Origin of the sequence: Acinetobacter sp. YH01025, from assembly GCF_013420185.1 — a bacterium.
Classification (GTDB): Bacteria; Pseudomonadota; Gammaproteobacteria; order Pseudomonadales; family Moraxellaceae; genus Acinetobacter; species Acinetobacter indicus.
This window is the reverse complement of record NZ_VOYR01000002.1, coordinates 186,495-203,890: the sequence shown is the minus strand read 5'-3', so window position 1 is coordinate 203,890 and position 17,396 is coordinate 186,495. Positions and strand designations below refer to the sequence as shown.

Sequence of the window (17,396 nt, the reverse complement as noted above, 5' to 3'; positions counted from 1 at the left end):
GTCATGAACTTCACAATGTCATTTTCCGAGCTTATGCCATTAGCTCCTGTGATGATCGTGGCTTTAACTGCGATCGTCGTGATGATTCTCACCGCAATCAAGCGTAACCATAACCTGATTGCGACAGCATCTGTAGTGGGCTTAAACCTTGCTGCAGCGTATATTCTGCTCTCATTATTCGGTGGTGCTTTTGCACCAGCGAATGTCATGGGCATGTTTATGATTGATCAGTTCACACTGGTTTATCAGTTACTGATCCTGGTTGCTGCACTGGCTTGCTGTACCTTGTCACATGCTTATATTGAAAGCTATAAAGACAATCGTGAAGAGCTGTACATCCTGATGTTGTCCTCAGTTGCAGGCGCAATGCTCATGGTGGCAAGCTCGCACTATGCTTCATTCTTCATCAGCCTGGAATTGATGTCGATTCCGGTGTATGGCTTGTTAGCCTATACGCATCAGCGTTCGAAGTCTTTAGAAGCAGGGGTGAAATACCTGGTACTTTCAGCAACCGCATCTGCGATGTTGCTGATGGGTATGGCGTATATTTATGCCTACACCGGTTCACTGTCATTCTATGACTCTGTACAGGCGCTTATGCAGAACCTGCACCAGCCACTGGTCATTTTAGGTATTGCCTTAATTATCTTTGCGGTTGCATTCAAACTGTCTTTGGCACCATTCCACAAATGGACACCAGATGTGTATGCGGGTGCTCCAGCACCAATCGCGACCTTCCTGGCAACGGCTGCCAAAGTGGCGACCATTGGTTTGTTCGTACGTTACTTGCTGACTTCAGGTGCCATCCTGCAAGAATCAGTTATTACACTGCTGACCATTATTGCCGTACTGTCGATTGTTGTCGGTAACTTCCTGGCGGTACGCCAAGTGAACCTGAAGCGTGTTTTGGCATACTCTTCAATCGCACACTTCGGTTATCTGCTGATTGGTCTGATCAGTCTGACTTATGCCAGCTTGGGTAATGTGACTGTTTATGTAATTACCTATGTATTAACCACGATTGGTGCTTTCGGTGCCGTAGCGTTAATGTCGAGTCCATATAACAACACTTCAGAAGCAGAAAGTCTGGCTGAATACCGTGGTCTGTTCTGGCGTCGTCCAGTGCTGACTGCTGTATTAACCGTGATGATGCTGTCTCTGGCCGGTATTCCACTGACTGCAGGCTTTATTGGTAAGTTCCTGATTGTCATGGCTGCGGTAACAACCCAGCACTGGTTCCTGGCAGCGATGATTATTGTCGGTTCGGGTATTGGTCTGTATTACTATTTACGTGTGATGGTGGTGATGTATATGACTCCGCCAGAAACACCAAAAATGGATGCAGTCGATCACTGGGGTCAACGTGTTGGCGGGATCATGGTTCTGCTGGCTGCACTGGCGGTATTGGTGATTGGTGTTTATCCGGATCCAATTATCCAGATGGCGCTTGAAGCCGAGATTTTATCTCCAATTCACTTCATGCTGTCTCAGCAATAATCTTGAAAAAGAGAATTGTCTAGCAAAAAGCCCTCAATATTTGAGGGCTTTTTTGTTTTTATCAGGGTCAAAAAATGATTATAATAGACGGAATTTTATCTTAACCTTTTAGGTGTTCTCCCGTGGCTATCCATGAAATTCGTCATCCGCTCATTCGTCATAAACTCGGTTTACTGCGTCGTGCAGATATCAGCACTAAAAACTTCCGCGAGCTGGCGCAAGAAGTGACCATGCTGTTGACCTATGAGGCGACCAAAGATTTGCCAATGGTCGAGCATGAAATTGACGGCTGGAATGGTGCGGTCACGGTAGACCGTATTGCCGGTAAAAAAATTACGGTGGTACCAATTTTACGTGCCGGTATTGGCATGCTGGATGGTTTCCTGAACCTGATTCCAAGCGCCAAAGTGTCTGTACTGGGCTTAGAGCGTGATGAAGAAACGCTGGAAGCACGTACCTACTACAAAAAACTGGTACCGGATGTACAAAACCGTATTGCCATGATCATTGACCCAATGTTGGCCACCGGTTCATCTTTAGTGGCGGCGATTGATGTGTTAAAAGCCAGCGGCTGTAAAGATATTCGCGTGATGGTGCTGGTGGCTGCGCCAGAAGGCATTCAGCGTGTAGAAGCAGCGCATCCGGATGTGGTAATTTTCACTGCCTCTGTGGATCAGGGCCTGAATGAAAATGGCTATATCGTACCGGGCCTGGGTGATGCCGGTGACAAAATTTTCGGTTCCGTGCAAAAAGACTGATTTTGCTAGTGAACAGAGAAGGGGCTTTTATAGCCTCTTTTTTATATACTAAGCTTGAAGCGCAAAAGGGGGACAGGTCGATGAGCAACGAACAATATCAGGGTAAAGTTAAGCAATACAACGCAGACAAGGGTTACGGCTTTATTGCCTGTCCGGAAGGCGAAGTGTTTTTTCATATTTCCGATTTCCCGGCCGATGGGATAGAACCGAAGCGAAATGACCGGGTGAAATTTAATGTGGTCAAAAACGGCAACAAGTTTAAAGCAGTGAAAATTGAGCGGGTTGAAGACCAGTCGGCCAAAGCCAAAAAATCCAAAGTGGCCGCCCATAACCAGTCGATTACTTCTTCCCTGCTGTCCAATTTCCGACGTTAGTACTGAGGTAGAATTTATATATTCTGCTTAAGTCGAGTATAAGAATAGAAAAGAGGCTTTTTAGCTTCTTTTTTATTACAATTATTAAAAATATCAAAGATAAGAGCGCATTATGTTTCAAGAGGGGAAAATCAAAAGCTATCATGAAGATCGTGGTTTTGGTTCTATTCAGATAGAGAAAGAGTCAAAAGATTTATTTTTCCACATCAAAGATTTTCCCAATAAGAATGTTCCACCTAAAATCGGTGAAAATCTAAAATTTATAATTGTTGAAGATGCAGGAAAATTTAAAGCCGCGAATATTGTGCGCTTAGACCTAAAAGTATCAGAGCCTGCTGAACAGAACAATCTACGATACAGAAATATCGAGGGTAAAGTTTCGTCAAGAGATAAAAAGAAGTCTTCATGGCTTAACTCAAAGATCATTACTGTATTAGGCTTAATCATTATTTTAGGATTAAGTATTTTGGTATATAAGAAATATCAAGAATATCAAGCTCAGAAACAGCAAAAACTTGAAGAACTGATGATTGCTCAGCAACAGATCGTAGCTGAGCAAAGAGCGGTACATGGCGAATTACCGGAACTTGGACTTAGTGAAAAAGGGAAAAAGAATTTAGAAAATGTCCAAGAGAATGTAGAGCAAGCGCTGCCGGTAAGTAGCAGCTCATCTGAACAATTTAAATGTGATGGCCGCGAGCATTGTAGTCAGATGAAGTCTTATGAGGAGGCTTTATTCTTTATTCGTAATTGCCCAAATACCAAAATGGATGGTGATGGCGACGGGATTCCATGTGAAAGCCAATTTCGATAAGGTATGAAAAAAGCGCCTGCAGGCGCTTTTTTTATGGATTAAATACAGTCTTATTTGCTGTCACAGAACTTCATAAAGGCTTTCAGACCTGGACCCTGGTATTTCTGACGATGCACCAGCATAAATAAAGGCCGCGCCAGTTGCCAGAATGGAGTGTCTAAAATCACCAGCTGGCCTTTTTCACGTAAAGGCTCAATCGCCAGTTTTGAAATACAGGACATGCCTAAGCCGCCGGCCACAATTTTCAGAATGGCTTCATTATGACCCAGGGTTAAACGGATTTTGGCATCTGGCACATCTTTTAAAATGGCGTTATCAAATACTTCACGCGTGCCTGAACCTTCTTCTCGTAAAATCCATTCCACCTGTTTAAAGTCTTCTGCGGTTAAGGCACGGTCTAGCTGCGCCAGCGGATGATTCGGTGAACAGCAGACCGCCAGTTCATCATCACGCCAGTGGATACATTGCAGCTGCGGTAAATGACAGGAACCTTCAATCAGGGCTAAATCGAGCTGGAACTGGTTGACTGCTTCAATCATTTGACGGGTATTACCGACTTGCAGCTGTAAATGCGCCTGTGGCTGAATTTGCAGGAAGTTGGCCATTAAATCTGGCATCAGGTAATCGGAAATGGTCAGGGTCGCGCCCAGGCGCAAATCAATGCTTTGCAGCTCGCCTTTGGCGGCCTGTTCAAAGGCTTCACAGCGGCCTAGAATTTCAAGCGCCTGCGGGAGTAAAAAACGGCCCAGATCATTCAATTGCAGGCGTTTACCTAAACGGTCAAACAGGGGTGCGCCTAAACCATCTTCCAGATCTGCTAAAGCCATACTCGCCGCACTTTGCGTCAGTTTGACGGCATCACTGGCCTTGGTTACTGTGCCTTCTTGAGCGACTGCTACAAAAACAGCCAATTGGCGTAAAGTCATGCGCATGAATATAGCCTTAACATTTAAAAAATATTAATAAATTATGCTGCCATGCTACCATGAGCGCAGTCTTTCATGCCACGTACAAATTATGTCAATTGAAAAATTTAGCCTAGAAACGGTGTTATCTGTACATCGCTGGACCGATACCTTGTTCAGCTTTACCATGACGCGTCCAGCCCACTTTAAATTTACTGCCGGGCAATTTGCGCGTATTGGCCTTAAAGTCGGCGATGAACTGGTGGTGCGGGCCTATTCAGTGGTGTCCTCACCTTTTGATGAAACCCTGGAATTCTTTTCAATTGTCGTACCCGATGGGGCCTTTACTTCCAATCTGCAACATCTGCAGGTTGGCGATGAGCTGTATCTGGAAAAAGTACCGTATGGCTTTTTAACCTTGGCGCGCTATCAGTTGCCTTTGCCACAAGACTTATGGCTTTTGGGTACCGGCACCGGACTGGCGCCATTCCTGTCGATGCTGCAAGATTTTGACACCTGGAATAAATACCAGCATATCCATCTGGTCTATAGTGTCCGTACTGCCGCTGAACTGGCCTATGTCGAGCGGATTGAAGAAATTGCAGCGACTTTTGGCGAAGGGCATACAGGTTTTAAATTTGTGCCGATTATTACCCGTGATCCGAACGCACCTTTGCATGACCGTCTGCCGGTGTTAATCGCCAATGGCGAGCTGGAAAAAGCTGTGGGCCTGTCTTTTAATCCGGACAGCAGTCATGTGATGCTATGTGGTAACCCGCAAATGGTGGAAGATACCAAAGAAGCCCTAAAAGCGCGTGGCCTGAGCATGAATCGCCGTGGAGAAGGCAATATCGCGGTAGAGAATTACTGGTAAGCTTGAGTGCTACAGGCTTACTTCAATGGTCTGCTGTTCTCAGCCTGGTTTATTGTTCTGTGAGGATGTGATGCAAGTGTTCCAATCCATGCTTATGGCCAGCGTCGCGCTGGTGGCGGCAACTACGCTACAGGCGAATACTACAGGCACGGAAACAGAAGTGACGGTACATGAAGATGTGCTGATCTATGCTGGCCCGCTCAGCCCAGATGCCAATACCCGTGCAGCTGCCTTGTTGAAGCAGTTCCCGCAAGTACAGACCCTGAAAATCACCAGTCAAGGGGGTGAAATTGGTCTGGGAATGGATTTGGGTGATCTGGTCTATGCGCATCAGCTGAATGTAGAAGTCGGGCAATACTGTTTTTCCTCCTGCGCCAATTATGTGTTTCCGGCCGGAAATATCAAATATCTGAACTGGCGCAGTCAGCTGGGCTGGCATGGCGGCGCCATGCAACCAATGCAGTTTGATGATGCAGACATGGAGCAGGCCTATCAGCAGTATATTGGCCCGATGCGCGCCAGAGAAACCGCGTTTTTCCAGAAAATTCAGGTCCAGCAGGCATCGACTACAGCAGGGCAAGCGCCTGAATATGCGCGCTATCAAGATTGTATTGGCTGGCGCTATACACGCCAGAAAATGCAAAGTTTTGGAATAGATCAGGTGCGCTATAAACAGCTGATCTGGCTACCCAAATCCAGTTTTAAGCAGCAGTGTATTTTTACCATTCGCTAGCGGATTAAATGAAACGTATATTCTATTAAAAAACCTCATCTGTATGATTCAGATGAGGTTTTTTTGATGAAGTGTCAGCACCACTTGAATATGCTTAATGCACAAACATATCCATAAAATGACGGATTTCCTGAATCGCTGTTTCTGTATCAGTAGTCAGCCAAGTTGGTTCAAAAAAGCCGGCATAGTGTTCGACACGGTCTGCAGGGACCACCAGACGCACTGGACATTCTTCTTCCAGTAAGCGCCATGGAATAATCGGCACTTCATTATCGAGCCAGGCCGCGACATTACGCACATCAATCACCATGGCATTAATGCAGTCTGGAAACGGCATCACTGAAAACTCTTCAGTACGACGGCGGAAATATTCCAGATCACCCCATTTCAGAAGAAAGCTCGGCTTACTGAACTCAATAATCCCGATTAAATGCTGATCACGCGTGTAGTGCAAAGCACATTGATGTGTGACGTCAGTGTCAAGATCAAGCGTTACACTTTGTTGACGATACGCCATAAAATTCTGGAGCATGAAAAAAAGAGTGACGTATTATAGCGCATTTGTATGCGTTAAGGCAGCGCTTGTGGTGGGCGATCTGAAGCAAATTGTTACCTGGCATTTTGCTGTATCAAGCAAGGAGGGGCTGATCAGGACTGGAGGATGCTCAGGCTGCTGATTTTTTTCTCTCATCTAGGCGATTCTATATTCCTTTTCATGTGCTTATTCTTCTAATTTTGCATCAGTTATTCATCTGCTTATTGCGACTAAAAAGTATACAAGTCCTGTCAGCTGCTAAATCCAGTTTACGTCAAAATTTTGAATAAAATGAAAGCAGTAAAAACTTCATTTTTTGTAATTACATTTTTCACCATCTCACAATGCTTTGTCACACAACACAACAATGCTTCTTGTTAGTATAAAAATTCGACAAGCGAATAGAAAAGAAGTGAGGGAAACATGAGCCATGATTTTAACAAGCCACCTCATGTCACAAGCGCAGAAGAAGTACAAAAGAAAAAACGTATGCCAGTTTTTATCTTGATTGCTGTGGGTGTTTTTCTGCTGGCACTGGTGGTGTACATGTTTGCGGATCGTGATCCTAAACCGAGTGAGGCACCACCTGGGCATCCGAATGCCAATGTAGAACAGGCTACACCCAATAACAGTACGCCTGCAATGGCTGAAGAAGGTGTGGCGACCACAGGTGTGGATGGCGACATTGGCACCGCTGTAGATGGTGATTCAGCCACTGCCACTGATGGCGATACCGCTACGGCCACCGCTCAATAAGTCTGAAGATTGCATAAACCCTGACCGTCAGTTCAGGGTTTTTTGCGATAGCCGTGCATTCTTACACGCTTGGTACTTCATAAAAACACGGTACTTAAAAACACAAAGTACTTAAACCTTTCATTTTACCATGATCAAGATGCGCATCTTTTGCCATGAACAACGAATGTAGAAAGTCATAACAAGAGGGCAAGACATATGAATGATTATTTTGATGGAAACCCGAGAGGTGCAGGCTTCGATGCCATGTACTACTGGGAACAGTTTCATCCCATTTTATCGGCGATTGCCATACTTATTATTGGTTGGATTATTGCATTAATTGTCGGTGCAGCCATTAAAAAAGGCTTAGAAAAGCTGGGCATCAACCAGAAGCTGTCGCATGCCACCGGGCACCGTCCCAATGTAGAAAGTATCCTGTCCAGAGTTGCCTTCTGGATCATCATGATTATCGCGATTATCGCGGCGCTGAATGTGCTGAACCTGACAAGTGTCAGTGGGCCGTTTAGCAATATGATTCAAAGCTTCCTGGTCTTTATTCCCCAGTTGCTGGCAGCCATTGCGGTCGGTTTTATTGCCTGGATTGTCGCAACGCTGGTCAAAATGGGCCTGCAGCGCGTACTGAACCGTACCCAGCTGGATGAAAAGCTCAGTGCCGATGTCGGGGTTAGCCCGATTAGCCGCAATATCAGTGATATTGTGTACTGGTTAATCCTGCTACTGTTCTTGCCAATTGTGCTGTCGATTCTGGGCTTAAACGGCCTGTTGTATCCAGTACAAAACATGGTGACTGAAGCCATTTCTTATCTGCCGAATATCTTTATTGCCGGCGTGATTATTTTTGTCGGTTATATTCTGGCTAAAATTGTCCGTGGTATTGTCGAAGGTTTAATTGGTAGCCTGAATCTGCAACAGCAGGCGCAAAAAATTGGCCTGTTCAAGAACTCTAACTTGCCGAAGCTGGTCGGTTCTTTTGTTTTCGCCATTATTATCATTACTGCATTAATTATTGCATTTGAAGCCTTGGGTATTGAGGCGATTTCTCAGCCGGCAACCGCCATGCTGCATGAAATCATGTATGCAATCCCGCATATTATTGCCGCCGGTTTAATCCTGATCATTGCCTATGTGGTGTCGCGTTTCGTGGCCAATCTGGTGGTTGAAATTATTTCAGGCACAGGTGTCGATGAAATTCCGGCCAAACTGGGTGTACAGCGTTTCCTCGGTACCACCAAAGTATCGACCATGGTTGGTTGTCTGATCGTGTTCTTTACCATGCTGTTTGCTGTGTCTGAAGCGGCTAACCGTCTTGGTTTCGAGCAGGTGAGTGGTCTGATTTCCATGTTCATTTACTTCGGTGCCAATATCCTGCTGGGTGCGGTCATTCTGGTGGTCGGTTTCTGGCTGGCGAATGTGGTGGCCAAAGTGGTCGAGCGTGGTGAATACAACAGTTCACGCTGGTTAGCGACGCTGGTACGCGTACTGATTATGGGTCTGGTCGTAGCAATGGGCTTACGTGCCATGGGCATTGCCGATTCTATTGTGAACCTGGCCTTCGGTCTAACCTTGGGTGCAGTTGCGGTGGCCTTTGCTCTGGCCTTTGGTCTGGGTGGCCGTCAACCGGCAGAACGTGTTTTAACCGATCTGATTGATAAAGCTAAACGCGAAGCCAAGCAGCCGAATCCGTTGAAACAGGAGCAGGACAGTGCGGCCAATAGCGGCTTTATGACCCCAGGAGTAAATCCAATGAACAAACAGGACCCGTCACAAGGGACAAATGCCCCAATGACCACGGATTTGTCGAATACCACACCGGCAACGCTGACCACTGCACCGCAGGAAGATGAAGCATCCGGTGCAGATCAGGTTACACCTGATACGCTGAAGGTGGATCCGGCGCATCCGGCCAGCAATAATCCGTTTGGTTCAACTGGTGAAAAAGAACCGGATGTCGATGCACATCAACCACGAAAAGATGACCCGAAATAACCTGTCATCTATCTACAAGGTCGATCAAACTGAGTGTTGATCGACCTCGTTTTTTGTTGAAAACTGGAGAAGCAGAATGATGAAAAAGAAAGCGCCTTCCAATCTTTTTGCACCCGTAGTGATTGCAGGGATTACCCTTGGCTTTTTGGCCAGCGCCTATAAATTTATTTTTGCCAAAACTCAAAACCAAAATCAAAACCAACCCGGCCAGAGCGCTGATGATTCGGGCGATACCGGGCAAGCTGCGACCAAAGTCGATGATGTTGTATAAATGAACAATTTTTTGTTATAGTAAAGCTTCATAAAAAAGGAATAAATATTTCATATATTTTAGATGCTTATATTTAATCTGTATGAAATATTCAGGGAATAAAATCGACGAAAGTCTATTTGGGGAAGACCTTATGTTAAAAATTAGCTTAAAACAATCAGAACAGCCGGCAGTATTACCAAAGCATATTCAGTGCGCCGTGGTGAAAATGCAGCAGACTATTTTACGTGTACAACGCCAGAATCATCTGTGCTTATTGCGCACAGATTATCTGGAATAATTCATCCACCAGTTTTATAAACCATCAGACATATTGGGCGGCGGCATGCGCTGACGCCCAGGCCCACTGGAAGTTATAACCACCTAAATGGCCCGTCACATCCAGCACCTCACCGACAAAATACAAGCCTTTCTGCTTTTTACTTTCCATGGTTTTGGAAGAAACTTCAGTGGTATCGACGCCACCTAAAGTCACCTCTGCGGTACGGTAGCCTTCGGTACCTGACGGTTTGACTTCAAAGCTGTGCAGGCGCGCTGCAATCTGCTCCAGTTTTTCATCACTCAGCTGTCCGATGGCGCTTTCCGCCTGTTCCGGCCAGATCAGCTGTTGCAGCTCTGCCACCACACTTTTCGGTAAATGTTCGGCCAGTAAGGTACGTAACAGCACTTTCGGCTGGCTGGATTTTTTGGCTTTAAAAAACTCGGCTAAATCCACGGCCGGCAGGAAGTCGATATGAAAACTTTGGCCGACATCCCAGTAATTGGACAGCTGCAGCGAACTTGGTCCGCTTAAACCGCGGTGAGTAAACAGCAAGGCTTCGGTAAAGCTGTTTAGCGCATTGGAAAGAGTCGCTTCTACAGCATTACCACTGAGGCGGGTGGTGACTTCTTTAAAACTGTCGGAAAAGGTAAACGGCACCAAGCCGGCACGGGTTGGATAGACATGATGACCAAACTGCTTGGCAATTTCATAACCGATTCCGGAACCCCCTAGCGTCGGAATGGACAGGCCGCCACTGGCGACGACCACAGATTCCGCCTGAAAATAACCTAAAGTGGTTGCGACCTGAAAACCCAAATCATCTATGGCGGTCATGGCTTTGACTTCACAGCTGGTTTTAATCTCGACCAGACCGGTTTTGTCACACTCGGCCAGCAGCATATTCAGAATGTCTTTGGCGCCATTTAAGGTAAACAGCTGCCCATGTTTACGTTCTTCATAGTCAATGCCGTATTCGCAGACCAGCCCGATAAAATCCCAATTGGTATAACGACTGAGCGCGGAAATCACAAAATGCGGATTATGTGAAATATAGTTGCTTGGCTCGACATAGAGGTTGGTGAAATTGCATTTGCCACCGCCCGACATGAGGATTTTCTTGCCGACTTTATTGGCTTTTTCCAGCACCAATACTTTGCGTCCGCGCTGGGCAGCCATATAGGCGGTCATTAAACCAGACGCACCGGCACCCAAAACTAGAACATCGTATTGATTTGCTGTTGCCATGTTGCACCGAGAGAAAATGAAAGCGGACTATTATAGACTTTATCGTTTGATGATGCCGCATTTTCCAGATTGAAATGTGCGCAGAATATTTACTTTTCCTATAAAGCAGGAATGGTCTATCAATAAACCAAATCATCGTTAGCAAGGCCACATTTTACTGTTTTAAGGTGATTTTTTACGCGGCAAAGTCGTGTTTATTTGATCTGGTTTTATTTTAAAGTTGTTTTAAATCAATAGTTTAGTATTTATTAAAGGGGGCATTGTTGTTCAGAATAAATAGCAATTTTTAGACATATTTTTTATGTCATGACTTTGTCTCTTGGGGAACACAATGAATAAAACATTATTAAGCCTGGCGGTAATTTTGAGTATGGCTCTCACTGGCTGCGGTGGCGGCGGTGGCAGTGACAGCAATACGGCAGCATCTTCAAATCCATCTGCACCGGCTCCTGTGACGCCAACTTCACCTGGTTCAACACCTGATACCACGCCTGTCACTGCCAGCTTGATCAATGACGTTCGCTTTGCAGATCTGGTCACCGAATTTAGTGCCCAGACTTTTGGTCTGGACAGCTGGAATCCGAAAGCGATGGTGGTGCATCAGGATATTTTGTATGTGGCCAATGACAGCGCCGAGGCAAGCATTTTGCGTTATGACCTGAAAGCCAAGCGAGTCTTGAGTTCGATCCATGCCCAGAATATTTCCGGCATTGGTCGGCCGTGGAATCGGTTGTTTGATTTAAGTGTACATAACGACCGCTTATATGCGGCTTCTTATTCGTCTAACCGGGTCGATGTCTTTGATTTAGGCTCAGGCGAACCACAATTTCTGATGTCGTTGGGAACCGGCAGTTGGTCGGGTGATCAGCACAATACCGTGGTGGTGCATCCCATGTCGGTGGCAGCGAATGATCAATATGTATTTGCCACAGATACGCATAGCCGGATTAATGTCTGGAAGCAAAGTGAGATCAGTAGCACCAATCATTTAAAAGCCAAAAAATATGCACGTTTGTCCTTGCCGAACTGTGGTTATAACTGTAGTGCGCGTTTGGAAGCTGTCGGTAATTTGCTGTATGCCAGTTTTAATAATGGCATGAGCTATGTATATGACCTGACTCATCTTGAAGAAGGCGCAACAAACGTGGCGGCGACACGACAGGAAAATGTGGGAACACGGGTATTTCATGCCGCGGATGACCAGCGTTTTTATGCAGCCCATACTTCAGGCCGGATCGACAGTTCAGCTTTACCAAATACGCAAAATCTACAGAATATTTTTCCAGCCGCAGAAGAAAGTTTTTATAAATATCGTACGGCAGGGGCGAGTACCGATCAGCAACTGGCCGGTGCCTTAGATATTCAGGTTAGTCAGGAACATTTATTCAGCCTGTTTAACGGCAAAATTGTCATGATGCCGCTTAAGCGATTGCAGCAGTTCCAGTCCAATACTGCTGCCACAGTCACGGCACTCAAGCAGCAGCAGGCCCAAAGCCGCAGTTATGTGCTGCAAGATGGGGAAAGCTGGGAAACCCTGACCAATGAAAACCTGCGCCATTTTTATATGGATAATATTTTATCGGCAAATTTACAGCATCTGGGGCAAAATTACTCCAGCCTATGCGCGTGAATGGGTGATTATGATTACCAATTTTGCCTATCTGGTGAATAGCCCTGAGTTTAAACACATCTGGTTTAACCATAAAGCGGTCATGGGGCATGACTTCTTTGGCAACAAGGGCCAAGTGGTCGGAGATGGCGGTTACTTTACCGCAGCGGAGTATCAAAAATATTATGATGAGATTATGAACCGTGGCAAAGTGACGCTCGGGGTGACCACCGTGGGCGGCGGTTTAGGCGGACGAAATGTGCTGGGAGTCGATACCTGGCTGTTCTATGTGCATTATTTTAATACCAGTATTGGCATTGTGGGCCATGAGTTCGGCCATCACTGGGGCAGCCACGACAGCGCCTGGGCCAAAGGCGGCTACGGTTTACAGGAAATTAATCAGCAATTGCATCAATATTTACAGCGTAAACAGCGCTTGCCGTATATGGACCCAGAGCTGAATAAATTCCACTTAATGCCACGGGCTGAGCTCTATAACGGGGTCGCAGAAAATATGCGCCGGCCACGTCCGGATTCACATGTGAATCATCTGGAGCGCTATTTTGCCGCCAATCCATTGCCAGAGACCAATCAGCCTTAAGTTTTGATTTTCCTTCCATCCAGTTGAAACTGTATCCGCTGGATGGAAGCCCGATTGAGGACGTCACAACAGATGAACTTTGAATTTCACAGCACATACAGATCATCAACAAAACTTTCATCAGACTTTTTTATGATCTGTTTATATGAAGATGTCGAGCTTCAACTTGACGCAGTTGCACTTTGATTGGCTTAACAATAAACAGAAATGTCGGCTAGACATCTATATCTGGTGGCGAACTTTATAAAAAAGGAAAAAATCAATGAATCAAACCGCGGGGCTGGATCAGCTCAAACAATACAACCTGATCACCTATATTCTGTATATCGCCGGCTTTTTTGTCGGTGTTACGCCAATTATTGCCATTATCATGAATTATTTAAAACGCGCGGAAATGCGTGGTACCTGGCTGGAAAGTCATGTGAACTGGCAAATCAAAACCTTTTGGGTGACGCTGATTGCCTATCTGGTCGGTGCGGTTCTGACCACCATTCTGATTGGTTTTATTGTGCTGTTGCTGGCCTTTATCTGGCATATCTACCGTTTGGTGAAAGGCCTGATGGCGCTAAACAATAACCAGCCGGTATCATAAATAGACTGCACTTGAAGCTGATGCTTTAAAACGCGCGTCCCTGTAGCCCGCCAGTATGAATCAGTAAAATTTTCTGGTCTGGCCCAATTTTATCTTGATCAATCAGATCAAAGATGCCGCGCAGCATTTTGCCGGTATAAACCTGCTCCAGCGGAATATTATAACGCTGCTCAAACGTCTGAATAAACTGGATTAATTCGGGTGTGGTTTTGGCATAACCGCCACAGCAATAATCATCCAGAATACGCCAGTTGCGTTTGGTCGTGAGCTGCGCGACCTCCTGAGTTAAAAAATCACCTTTTAAGGCCGAAAATCCCAACAATTGCTGATGTTGCTGGCTGGCCTCAATCAATCCGGCAAGCGTACCACCCGTACCGACAGCACAGCAGATCAGGTCAAATTGCGCATCTTCCGCTGTCAGAATTTCCCGACAACCTTGAATAGCCAGCGCATTGGTGCCACCTTCCGGAATCAGATAAAAATCGGGATATTGCTGTTGCAGACGCTGCAAAAAATCGGGCTGATCTTTCTGGCGATAGGCATTGCGGGAGATAAATTCCAGCTGCATGCCAAATTGCTGTGCCGTGGCCAGGGTCGGGTTGAAAGGACGCTGCGCCAGTTCTTCACCGCGAATCATGCCTAAGCTCTGAAAACCAAACTTATGCGCGGCAAAAGCGGTTGCAGCAATATGATTGGAATAGGCCCCACCAAAGGTCAGCACTTTTTCAAACCCCTGTTGCCGGGCGGCCAGCAGGTTGTATTTCAGTTTAAAAAACTTGTTGCCCGAAATCTGCGGATGAATCAGATCCAGCCGCTTGATGCTGATGCGCTGGTGGCGATATTCAATGTGCTGATAAGGCACTTGCTGGGCAATAGAATCAAACATAGACAGAACGGAACGTTTTTGACAATTCTAACTGAAAACGGGGCACGGCCATCAATGATGGCTAAATAATCTTTCACGATAAAAGCCGGATCAGGCTTGCATAAAAATAGTAACTGTGCAAAAAATAAACGGATAGACTTTGCAGAAAGGGAGAATAATGATGAAAAGAATCATCTTCCTGCTTATTTTAATCCAGGGCGCTTTACTGGCGGCTTGTGACCCGACCAAAGATTTAAACCAGCCCAAAACGGAAGAAACACGCAGCATGATTATTGGCGGTGTGCCGGTGCATGATCAGGATTATCTGCTGCCCAAACAAGAATCGAGTGTGAGGCCAGAACAGACCGATCCATCACAGATTTATTAATATTGTATTTAATTGATCATATTGAAAAGCGCTCAGGCCATGCTGGTATCTGGGTGCTTTTTTATGGCAAGCAAATTTCAGCGGATTGATTAAAATACGGAGTGAATTTTATAAGGTCAATGCAAATATTTGTAGTGAAAAATATCGTGAAAATCAAAACAACTGGTAAAAAATAGGAAGATATTCAAAGCACTTGCTTGTAAAATGCCGGCAGATCATTGTATTGGATAGGACTGTGGAATCCGTTTTTATTTTGGGATCAATTGCGCTGGCATTGATGTTGGGGGCCATGAGTCCGGGGCCAACATCAATTTATGTGGCGAAAAACTCGATTGCGATTTCACGTCAGCATGGTCTGTTTACCGCGCTGGGCACCGGTTTGGGCGCAGCCATCTTTGGTTTGCTTGCGGTGCTGGGCTTACAGGCCTTTTTACTGGCTGTGCCATCGGCTTATCTGGCCTTAAAAATTTGTGGCGGTTTATACCTGCTGTGGCTGGCATTTAAAATTATTAAACATGCCAAAGACCCGATTCAGGCCGATCATGCTGCCGGCACGCAAATGTCCTTACACCGTGCTTTTATGACCGGTCTGATTACCCAATTGTCGAATCCTAAAATTGCCATTGTGCTGGCCAGTATTTTTACCGCGCTATTACCCAAAGAGATTCCGCTGTATTTTTATTTTGTCCTGCCTATTCTGTGTTTCTTTATTGATGCCGGCTGGTGTTCCTTGCTGGCGGTGGCACTATCGGCGGAAAAACCGCGCGCAGTCTATTTAAAGTTTAAAAAAGTGTTTGATCGTGCGGCCGGTGTGGTGATGACGGTGCTGGGTCTAAAGCTGATTTTTGGTATGAAATAGATGGCTTAAATTGTGTTGATCGTTGATCAACATATCTCAAAAAAGCCTCCGTTTTGTCGGAGGCTTTTTTATCTTAGAACATATTTTCTTCAGAATTGGCGGAAATCCGGTGGATAGATAAATCTGCGCCATTAAATTCTTCTTCTTGGCTTAAACGGATCCCCATCAGCAGTTTCAGTACGCTGTAAACCAGGAACCCCCCGGCCAGCGCAATCAGAATTGCCAGCGCTGTGCCGAACAGCTGGGAGATCAGGGATACGCCCCCCATACCACCAAGCCATTGCTGCCCAAAGATACCGACTGCCAGCCCACCAAAAGCACCACATACGCCATGCAATGGCCAGACACCAAGCACATCATCAATCTTGAGTTTATTCTGGGTATAGGTGAAGAGTTTGACAAACATAATCCCGGCGATGCCGCCAATCACAAAGGCACCGAGTGGATGTACCACATCGGAGCCGGCGCAGATGGCCACCAGACCGGCAAGTGGACCATTATGTAAAAAGCCCGGGTCATCTTTGCCTGCAATTTTATAGCGCCCATAACGCGCGCCCAGCAGAATCACCGCGGCCAGTGCAATCCAGCCCCCCATGGCATGTACCACCACCGAACCGGCAAAATCATGGAAACTGGCACCAAAGCTGTGTGCTAGCCAGAGTTGCAGACCAAAGTTGCCATTCCAGATCATCCCTTCAAAAAATGGATAAATCAGTGCCACCAGAAATAAGGTCGCCAAGGCCTGCGAACGCATTTTGGCACGTTCGGCAATCCCACCAGAAATAATGGCCGGAATCGCCGCTGCAAAGGTCAGCAGGAAAAAACAGCGCATCAGGTTGTAGCCATGATCGGCCGCCAGAGTGGTCGAGCTATGGAAAAAATGCTGGCCATAGGCAATGTAATAGCCCACCAGAAAATAGGCCACTGCAGAAATAGCAAAGTCTGTGAGAATCTTGCTTAGGGCATTGACCTGATTTTTATGCCGAACGGTGCCGAGCTCTAAAAATGCAAATCCGGCATGCATGGCCAGCACCAGCACTGCACCAAGAAGGAGAAATAATAAGTCGATATTTGGCATTGTGCGTTCCAATTGAGTGCACGGGATCAGGAAAAGAAACTCAGTATATCGAGGCGAATAGATTGTAAAAGAGGGGCAGACTGCGGAAATTTTGATGAAGAATTTCGTGAAATGAATAAGACTCGATATAAAGCACAGTGCGGTTTTTTGCACCAAATCAAGTCTTTTTTAAACGCTGTAAAACTCAATATTTTGGGCTATTTTTGAAGGATTTAAATTGATTGATACAAAGATGTGCAGCAGTTTGTATGTTTACGGTGCATTTTGAAACAGGCTGGACTGTTTATAAAATTTTAAAAATTAAGGCGAAAATTGCTGCGAGGGCTAATGTGGTTGCGTGTAGGAACAGAAAAAGTGCGAAAAAATAGCAAGGAATACTGGATGTAAAACA

20 protein-coding genes are annotated in these 17,396 nt (G+C 45.8%); 15 read left to right on the top strand and 5 right to left on the bottom strand.

Annotation, left to right across the window (positions count from 1 at the left end; genetic code table 11):
• The first annotated feature begins 3 nt into the window (after positions 1–3).
• The 4 genes from nuoN (at position 4) to FTT89_RS03420 (ending at position 3,443) form a co-directional block, all read left to right on the top strand.
• Positions 4–1,497 carry an NADH-quinone oxidoreductase subunit NuoN gene (gene nuoN, locus FTT89_RS03435; RefSeq protein ID WP_005179615.1) on the top strand — a complete coding sequence of 498 codons (1,494 nt, stop codon included), beginning with the start codon at positions 4–6 and terminating at the stop codon, positions 1,495–1,497.
• Between the two features lie 122 nt (positions 1,498–1,619).
• On the top strand, positions 1,620–2,255 hold the full coding sequence (gene upp, locus FTT89_RS03430; protein WP_045796291.1) for a uracil phosphoribosyltransferase: 636 nt from the start codon (positions 1,620–1,622) through the stop codon (positions 2,253–2,255).
• An 80-nt stretch (positions 2,256–2,335) separates the two neighbouring features.
• Positions 2,336–2,629, top strand: coding sequence for a cold-shock protein (locus FTT89_RS03425; RefSeq protein WP_005179613.1), 294 nt, complete (start codon positions 2,336–2,338; stop codon positions 2,627–2,629).
• 112 nt (positions 2,630–2,741) lie between these two features.
• The gene (locus FTT89_RS03420) at positions 2,742–3,443 is read left to right on the top strand and encodes an excalibur calcium-binding domain-containing protein (RefSeq protein WP_180172679.1); all 702 of its coding nucleotides are present in this window, start codon (positions 2,742–2,744) and stop codon (positions 3,441–3,443) included.
• 50 nt (positions 3,444–3,493) lie between these two features.
• Here FTT89_RS03420 and gigC read toward each other — a convergent pair whose 3' ends face one another.
• Positions 3,494–4,375, bottom strand: coding sequence for a LysR family transcriptional regulator GigC (gene gigC / locus FTT89_RS03415; protein WP_005179612.1), 882 nt, complete (start codon positions 4,373–4,375; stop codon positions 3,494–3,496).
• Positions 4,376–4,460: 85 nt separating this feature from the next.
• Between gigC and FTT89_RS03410 the strand changes: the two genes are divergently transcribed.
• Entirely contained in the window at positions 4,461–5,222 is a 762-nt protein-coding gene (locus FTT89_RS03410; RefSeq protein ID WP_034597870.1) for a ferredoxin--NADP reductase, read from the top strand.
• A 70-nt stretch (positions 5,223–5,292) separates the two neighbouring features.
• Entirely contained in the window at positions 5,293–5,955 is a 663-nt protein-coding gene (locus FTT89_RS03405) for a hypothetical protein (RefSeq protein WP_180172678.1), read from the top strand.
• Positions 5,956–6,049: 94 nt separating this feature from the next.
• Here FTT89_RS03405 and FTT89_RS03400 read toward each other — a convergent pair whose 3' ends face one another.
• Entirely contained in the window at positions 6,050–6,472 is a 423-nt protein-coding gene (locus FTT89_RS03400; RefSeq protein ID WP_034598216.1) for a hypothetical protein, read from the bottom strand.
• 441 nt (positions 6,473–6,913) lie between these two features.
• On the opposite strand from FTT89_RS03400, the gene FTT89_RS03395 reads away from it, so the two are divergent.
• From FTT89_RS03395 to FTT89_RS03380, 4 genes are all read left to right on the top strand, one after another.
• The gene (locus tag FTT89_RS03395) at positions 6,914–7,246 is read left to right on the top strand and encodes a hypothetical protein (RefSeq protein WP_005179600.1); all 333 of its coding nucleotides are present in this window, start codon (positions 6,914–6,916) and stop codon (positions 7,244–7,246) included.
• 198 nt (positions 7,247–7,444) lie between these two features.
• Positions 7,445–9,235 carry a mechanosensitive ion channel gene (locus tag FTT89_RS03390; RefSeq protein ID WP_180006960.1) on the top strand — a complete coding sequence of 597 codons (1,791 nt, stop codon included), beginning with the start codon at positions 7,445–7,447 and terminating at the stop codon, positions 9,233–9,235.
• Between the two features lie 79 nt (positions 9,236–9,314).
• Positions 9,315–9,506, top strand: coding sequence for a hypothetical protein (locus tag FTT89_RS03385; RefSeq protein ID WP_104470037.1), 192 nt, complete (start codon positions 9,315–9,317; stop codon positions 9,504–9,506).
• 133 nt (positions 9,507–9,639) lie between these two features.
• Positions 9,640–9,786 (top strand): hypothetical protein, encoded by a 147-nt coding sequence (locus FTT89_RS03380; RefSeq protein ID WP_164844933.1) that lies wholly within the window; start codon positions 9,640–9,642, stop codon positions 9,784–9,786.
• Between the two features lie 24 nt (positions 9,787–9,810).
• Here FTT89_RS03380 and FTT89_RS03375 read toward each other — a convergent pair whose 3' ends face one another.
• The gene (locus FTT89_RS03375; protein WP_075167132.1) at positions 9,811–11,013 is read right to left on the bottom strand and encodes an NAD(P)/FAD-dependent oxidoreductase; all 1,203 of its coding nucleotides are present in this window, start codon (positions 11,011–11,013) and stop codon (positions 9,811–9,813) included.
• Between the two features lie 331 nt (positions 11,014–11,344).
• On the opposite strand from FTT89_RS03375, the gene FTT89_RS03370 reads away from it, so the two are divergent.
• From FTT89_RS03370 to FTT89_RS03360, 3 genes are all read left to right on the top strand, one after another.
• The gene (locus FTT89_RS03370; protein ID WP_180074717.1) at positions 11,345–12,643 is read left to right on the top strand and encodes a YncE family protein; all 1,299 of its coding nucleotides are present in this window, start codon (positions 11,345–11,347) and stop codon (positions 12,641–12,643) included.
• A 10-nt stretch (positions 12,644–12,653) separates the two neighbouring features.
• Positions 12,654–13,223, top strand: coding sequence for a hypothetical protein (locus FTT89_RS03365; protein WP_180172677.1), 570 nt, complete (start codon positions 12,654–12,656; stop codon positions 13,221–13,223).
• Between the two features lie 262 nt (positions 13,224–13,485).
• Positions 13,486–13,815 (top strand): hypothetical protein, encoded by a 330-nt coding sequence (locus tag FTT89_RS03360; protein WP_104487491.1) that lies wholly within the window; start codon positions 13,486–13,488, stop codon positions 13,813–13,815.
• Between the two features lie 25 nt (positions 13,816–13,840).
• Here FTT89_RS03360 and FTT89_RS03355 read toward each other — a convergent pair whose 3' ends face one another.
• Complete coding sequence (locus FTT89_RS03355; protein WP_180172676.1) at positions 13,841–14,701, bottom strand: 1-aminocyclopropane-1-carboxylate deaminase/D-cysteine desulfhydrase; 861 nt, start codon at positions 14,699–14,701, stop codon at positions 13,841–13,843.
• Positions 14,702–14,861: 160 nt separating this feature from the next.
• Here FTT89_RS03355 and FTT89_RS03350 point away from each other — a divergent pair, with 160 nt between their 5' ends.
• Together FTT89_RS03350 and FTT89_RS03345 are read left to right on the top strand one after the other, a co-directional pair.
• Complete coding sequence (locus FTT89_RS03350; RefSeq protein ID WP_168397518.1) at positions 14,862–15,068, top strand: NF038215 family lipoprotein; 207 nt, start codon at positions 14,862–14,864, stop codon at positions 15,066–15,068.
• Between the two features lie 235 nt (positions 15,069–15,303).
• Positions 15,304–15,927 (top strand): LysE family translocator, encoded by a 624-nt coding sequence (locus FTT89_RS03345; protein ID WP_168395409.1) that lies wholly within the window; start codon positions 15,304–15,306, stop codon positions 15,925–15,927.
• A 73-nt stretch (positions 15,928–16,000) separates the two neighbouring features.
• Here the strand turns inward: FTT89_RS03345 and FTT89_RS03340 are convergent, their stop codons facing one another.
• On the bottom strand, positions 16,001–17,005 hold the full coding sequence (locus tag FTT89_RS03340) for an ammonium transporter (RefSeq protein ID WP_180172675.1): 1,005 nt from the start codon (positions 17,003–17,005) through the stop codon (positions 16,001–16,003).
• Positions 17,006–17,396 lie beyond the last annotated feature (391 nt).

What these genes read in the sequence shown, in the direction of transcription:
- FTT89_RS03395 (WP_005179600.1), top strand. Translation starts at nt 6,914, where the DNA reads ATGAGCCATGATTTTAACAAGCCACCTCATGTCACAAGCGCAGAAGAA.
- FTT89_RS03420 (WP_180172679.1), top strand. Translation starts at nt 2,742, where the DNA reads ATGTTTCAAGAGGGGAAAATCAAAAGCTATCATGAAGATCGTGGTTTT.
- FTT89_RS03350 (WP_168397518.1), top strand. Translation starts at nt 14,862, where the DNA reads ATGAAAAGAATCATCTTCCTGCTTATTTTAATCCAGGGCGCTTTACTG.
- FTT89_RS03340 (WP_180172675.1), bottom strand. Translation starts at nt 17,005, where the DNA reads ATGCCAAATATCGACTTATTATTTCTCCTTCTTGGTGCAGTGCTGGTG.
- FTT89_RS03385 (WP_104470037.1), top strand. Translation starts at nt 9,315, where the DNA reads ATGAAAAAGAAAGCGCCTTCCAATCTTTTTGCACCCGTAGTGATTGCA.
- FTT89_RS03375 (WP_075167132.1), bottom strand. Translation starts at nt 11,013, where the DNA reads ATGGCAACAGCAAATCAATACGATGTTCTAGTTTTGGGTGCCGGTGCG.
- FTT89_RS03390 (WP_180006960.1), top strand. Translation starts at nt 7,445, where the DNA reads ATGAATGATTATTTTGATGGAAACCCGAGAGGTGCAGGCTTCGATGCC.
- FTT89_RS03410 (WP_034597870.1), top strand. Translation starts at nt 4,461, where the DNA reads ATGTCAATTGAAAAATTTAGCCTAGAAACGGTGTTATCTGTACATCGC.
- FTT89_RS03380 (WP_164844933.1), top strand. Translation starts at nt 9,640, where the DNA reads ATGTTAAAAATTAGCTTAAAACAATCAGAACAGCCGGCAGTATTACCA.
- gigC (WP_005179612.1), bottom strand. Translation starts at nt 4,375, where the DNA reads ATGCGCATGACTTTACGCCAATTGGCTGTTTTTGTAGCAGTCGCTCAA.
- FTT89_RS03400 (WP_034598216.1), bottom strand. Translation starts at nt 6,472, where the DNA reads ATGGCGTATCGTCAACAAAGTGTAACGCTTGATCTTGACACTGACGTC.
- FTT89_RS03355 (WP_180172676.1), bottom strand. Translation starts at nt 14,701, where the DNA reads ATGTTTGATTCTATTGCCCAGCAAGTGCCTTATCAGCACATTGAATAT.
- FTT89_RS03370 (WP_180074717.1), top strand. Translation starts at nt 11,345, where the DNA reads ATGAATAAAACATTATTAAGCCTGGCGGTAATTTTGAGTATGGCTCTC.
- FTT89_RS03425 (WP_005179613.1), top strand. Translation starts at nt 2,336, where the DNA reads ATGAGCAACGAACAATATCAGGGTAAAGTTAAGCAATACAACGCAGAC.
- FTT89_RS03405 (WP_180172678.1), top strand. Translation starts at nt 5,293, where the DNA reads ATGCAAGTGTTCCAATCCATGCTTATGGCCAGCGTCGCGCTGGTGGCG.
- nuoN (WP_005179615.1), top strand. Translation starts at nt 4, where the DNA reads ATGAACTTCACAATGTCATTTTCCGAGCTTATGCCATTAGCTCCTGTG.
- FTT89_RS03365 (WP_180172677.1), top strand. Translation starts at nt 12,654, where the DNA reads ATGATTACCAATTTTGCCTATCTGGTGAATAGCCCTGAGTTTAAACAC.
- FTT89_RS03360 (WP_104487491.1), top strand. Translation starts at nt 13,486, where the DNA reads ATGAATCAAACCGCGGGGCTGGATCAGCTCAAACAATACAACCTGATC.